Source organism: Mesorhizobium sp. M7A.F.Ca.CA.004.04.2.1 (assembly GCF_004022825.1).
Lineage (GTDB): Bacteria > Pseudomonadota > Alphaproteobacteria > Rhizobiales > Rhizobiaceae > Mesorhizobium.
On record NZ_RZPH01000613.1, the window covers coordinates 1 to 3,733 of the forward strand.

The 3,733-nt window shown below is 63.1% G+C and carries 2 protein-coding genes and 1 pseudogene; all 3 read right to left on the bottom strand.

Features of this window, described 5'->3' with window-relative positions; all coding sequences use genetic code 11:
• Positions 1-362, bottom strand: a pseudogene (locus tag EN893_RS23725) (hypothetical protein); the annotation flags it as partial.
• Complete coding sequence (locus EN893_RS23730; RefSeq protein WP_127271488.1) at positions 359-2,482, bottom strand: SMP-30/gluconolactonase/LRE family protein; 2,124 nt, start codon at positions 2,480-2,482, stop codon at positions 359-361. The pseudogene EN893_RS23725 and the gene EN893_RS23730, both read right to left, overlap by 4 nt.
• A gap of 82 nt (positions 2,483-2,564) precedes the next feature.
• Entirely contained in the window at positions 2,565-3,590 is a 1,026-nt protein-coding gene (locus tag EN893_RS23735; RefSeq protein WP_127271251.1) for a sugar ABC transporter substrate-binding protein, read from the bottom strand.
• Positions 3,591-3,733 lie beyond the last annotated feature (143 nt).

Genomic DNA, 3,733 nt, shown 5'->3' on the forward strand with positions numbered 1-3,733 from the left:
GCATAGGCAAGTGCGGTGATGCAGCTGAGGTCAGCCGGCAGCGAAACGTCGCTGCCGCCAATCAGCAGCTTTCCGCTTTCCAGCCCGACCGTCAGTTCACCGGATGGCGACAGCGCCAGCGCGGTGACGGCAGACGGAAAAGTCTCGACCACGACAGGTTCCGCTCCAGCCGCAATCGAATGGATGGCGTTGCCGCTGGAGGCCAGCAGCCTGTCACCGGCGACGAGCAGATTGTCTGGTTCCGTCATCTCGGCGAAAGCCGGCGCATCATCCAGCCGCGTATTGGGGCGAAAAGCGCCGTCGAGCGGCGGGATGGTGACCGCCTTGCCGCGAAACAGGCCAAGCACCGGATCGAGGATCATGGCTTTGCTCCCCAATAGGAAGCGGGACTGGTCCAGTTCGGGTCGGCGCCTGCGATCTTGTAGCGGCCGATGCGGTTGTTGAGGATGCCGCCGACGAACAGATATCCCTTGTGCTCGCGCATCGAGGTGACCATCGGGTGCGCGCCACCGGTGAGGTCGCCCATCGCCTCGACAATGCCGCCCTTCTCGTTGAACTTGACCACGCCGCCGGTGTTGATGTTGGGGAACAGCCATTCATCCTGCGGCAGGCGGCGCGTCATGCGCTTGCGCATGTCGGGATGGCGCAGCGACAGGTCGAAGCTCGGCGTGCGCATGCCGAGCCACGCCATCCAGTAATTGCCATCGGAGGCGCGGTTGATGTTGTCGGGATAGCCCGGCATGTCGCGGATGACGCATTCGGCGGTGCCGGCCTTCGGCCCTTCCAGCCAGTAGCGATGCACGCGGCAGGCCCAGCTTTCGGCGAAGAACAGCGACTTGCCGTCATGCGCCATGCACACACCGTTGGTGTAGCGGTAACCGTCGAGCAGCGTCTTTGTCGAACCATCCTTCGGATCGTAGACCAGCAGCCGGCCGGTGGCGCGGTTCTCGATCGAATCCAGCGCCCAGTCATGTGCGTCGTAACGCTTGGTCGAGTCGGTGAAATAGATGCGCCCGTCGGGTGCGATGTCGCAGTCATTGGGGTCACGCAAACGCGCATCGTCGACGATCGAGGTCCACGAACGCGATGTCTCCGCCGACAGGCGTTTGACCTCCCGATCCGGCGAGACCGAATAGAGCCCCATGGCGCCGACGCAGCTGATCAGATTGCCCGATTTGTCGAAGGCGAGACCGAGCGGGAAGCCGCCTATATGGGCAAACACTTCCGATTTGACATAGTCTGGCGCGAAGAAACGGACGATCTCGCCATGACGCGTGCCGCAATAGAGATTGTCGTCGCGGTCGAGGATGACGTCTTCTGGCCCCTCCAGCTCGCCAAGCCCGATATGGTCGGCGGCGGACAACCGGTTGTCGAGCTCGTAGGGTGTGCCCGAACCAGGTGCGGCCGACTGTGTCTCGCCCATCTTGAGATAGACCGGCGCGACATAAACCTCGTTCAGCACCTTGTGGCGGTTCTTCAGCCAGCGGATGTCGATGGTCACCGCGACCGCCAGCATGATGCCCAGCACCATCTGGTTGGTGCCGGTGCCATAGCCCAGCCGGATCAGCCCGTTGGTCATGGTCAGCACAATGATGGCGCCCATCAGCCCCTTGATCACCGAGCCGCGGCCGCCGCCAAGGCTGACGCCGCCGACCACCGCCGCCGTCAGCGCCATGATCTCGAGGTTGAGGCCCGTGCCCGGCCCTGCCCCGCTCAGCCGGCAAGCGATGAGGAAGCCGCCGATCGAGGCGCAGAAGCCGGAGAAGACATAGGTCATGAACACCGTGCGGCGCACGCGGATGCCGGCATTGTGGGCCGAGCGCCTGGAGCCGCCGACCGCCAGCACGTGCCAGCCCGGCCGTGAACGGGTCAGCGCGATATGGGTGACGATGGCCAGGATGATCGCCAGCCACACCGAGACCGACAGCCCCCAGAAGGTGCCGTCGCCGATGAAATCCAGCACGTCCGAGGTGGCGCCGGAAAGTTGCACATCGGCGGCATAAGTGGTGACCAGGATGTCGAACAGCGCGCGGCCGAAGATGAAGGTGACCAGCGTGGTGAGAAAGGCGCGCAGCCTGAAATAGCCGACCAGATAGCCGTTGATCGCACCGAACAGCAATCCTGTGGCGATCGATGCGGCAAGCGCCAGCCACACGGACTGATCGAGGATGAAGAAGACATAGACCGCGGAAAAACAGGAGAGCGCGAAGATCGAACCGACCGACAGGTCGATGCCGCCGCCCAGCATGACCACCGTCATGCCGGTGACGATCAGCGAGAATTCGCCGAGCTGACGGGTCGAATCCTGCAGCGCCGTCAGCTTGAAGAAGCCCGGGATGAGCGAGCCGAAGGTTGCCAGCGTCGCCACCAGCGCCAGGAACGGAATGGCGTTGTCGGTCCAGCGCTTGGTCAGGATCTCACCGACGACATGGTCGGGCACGAGATTGTAGCGCCAGGACTGGAGGCGTTCGCGAAAGGACATCAGGTCACTGCTGCAAGAGAAAAGACAAAGAGGTGGCCAGGCAATCCGACCACCTCATCGATATGGATTGAAGAGGCTTGGCTTACTTCGCCGCCGCTTCTGCCTGCAGTGCCTTCAGGTCCCAGCAGCTATCGGGCTTCAGGTCAGCCTTGGTCGTCGCCTTCTCCAGCGTGTAGATGTAGGTGTGCGAGGTGCCGGCCGGCTGGCCGCTCTGCAGCAGGAACTTGATGATGGCGTTCATGTCGCCCGACTGACGGGCAAGATCGGTCATCACCACAGCGCCATAGGTGCCGTCCTGCAGCTTGTCGCAATCGGCCGCCTTCTCGCCACCGCCCGTGGTGACCAGGAACACCTTGCCGTCGAGCTTGGCGTCGCGGATCGCGGCAGCCGCGCCGGTGGCATCGCCGTCCCAGAAATCGATGATGGCGCAGATGTCGGGATTCTGCTGCAGCATCGTCGTCGTCACGTTGCGCGAGGTGGTCGCGTCCCAGTTGGAATCCGGCTTGGCCACCACCTTGAAGTCGGGGTTCTTGTCCAGCACCTTCATGATGCCGGCATATTGGTAGAGGCTCGACGAATTGGCCTGGTCGCCTTGCACCAAACCGAGCTTCTTGGAGGAGTTCGGTCCGCAGCCCTTGATCGCCGCTTCGGCCTCGAGCTGGCCGAGCCGGTCCCAGTCGCTGCCGACAAAGGCGTCGGCGGGGAAATTGGCCGGATTGTCGACCAAAATCACATAGGTGCCGGCGGCTTGCGCCTTCTTCATCAGCTTGGCATAGGAATTGAGGTCCGGCGAATGGATGATCAGCACATCCGGCCTGGTGTCCGACGAGATCGCGTCGGTGATCGCTTGCGCGCCGGCGTCGACGACCCAGTTCGGATCGCGTGTCTCGAAGGTGCCGCCCCAGGCTTCGACTTCCTTCTTCAGGAAATGCGTCCAGCCCTGTGCCAGGTCGAAACCCATCGCCATCGGCACCAGCATGACGCGCTTGCCCTTGAGCGCCTGTGCGTAAGCCGCCGGGCCAGGATCGTCGGCGGCAAAGGTTGGCGCCACGAAGGCGGTAACGGCAAGCGCCGTGGCCGCTGCCATGAGTGTTCTGATCAGTTTCATGTCACATCCTCTGGTTTGGTTTTGTTATCAGCGGCCGGCCCCAACCGTCCGCCGCAGTTCAGGTACTAAATGTCACCCTGCTGGGCGGTCTGTTCGTCACGTGGGTTGATGATGCCGTCGACGATGATGGCGCCGAGCAGGAT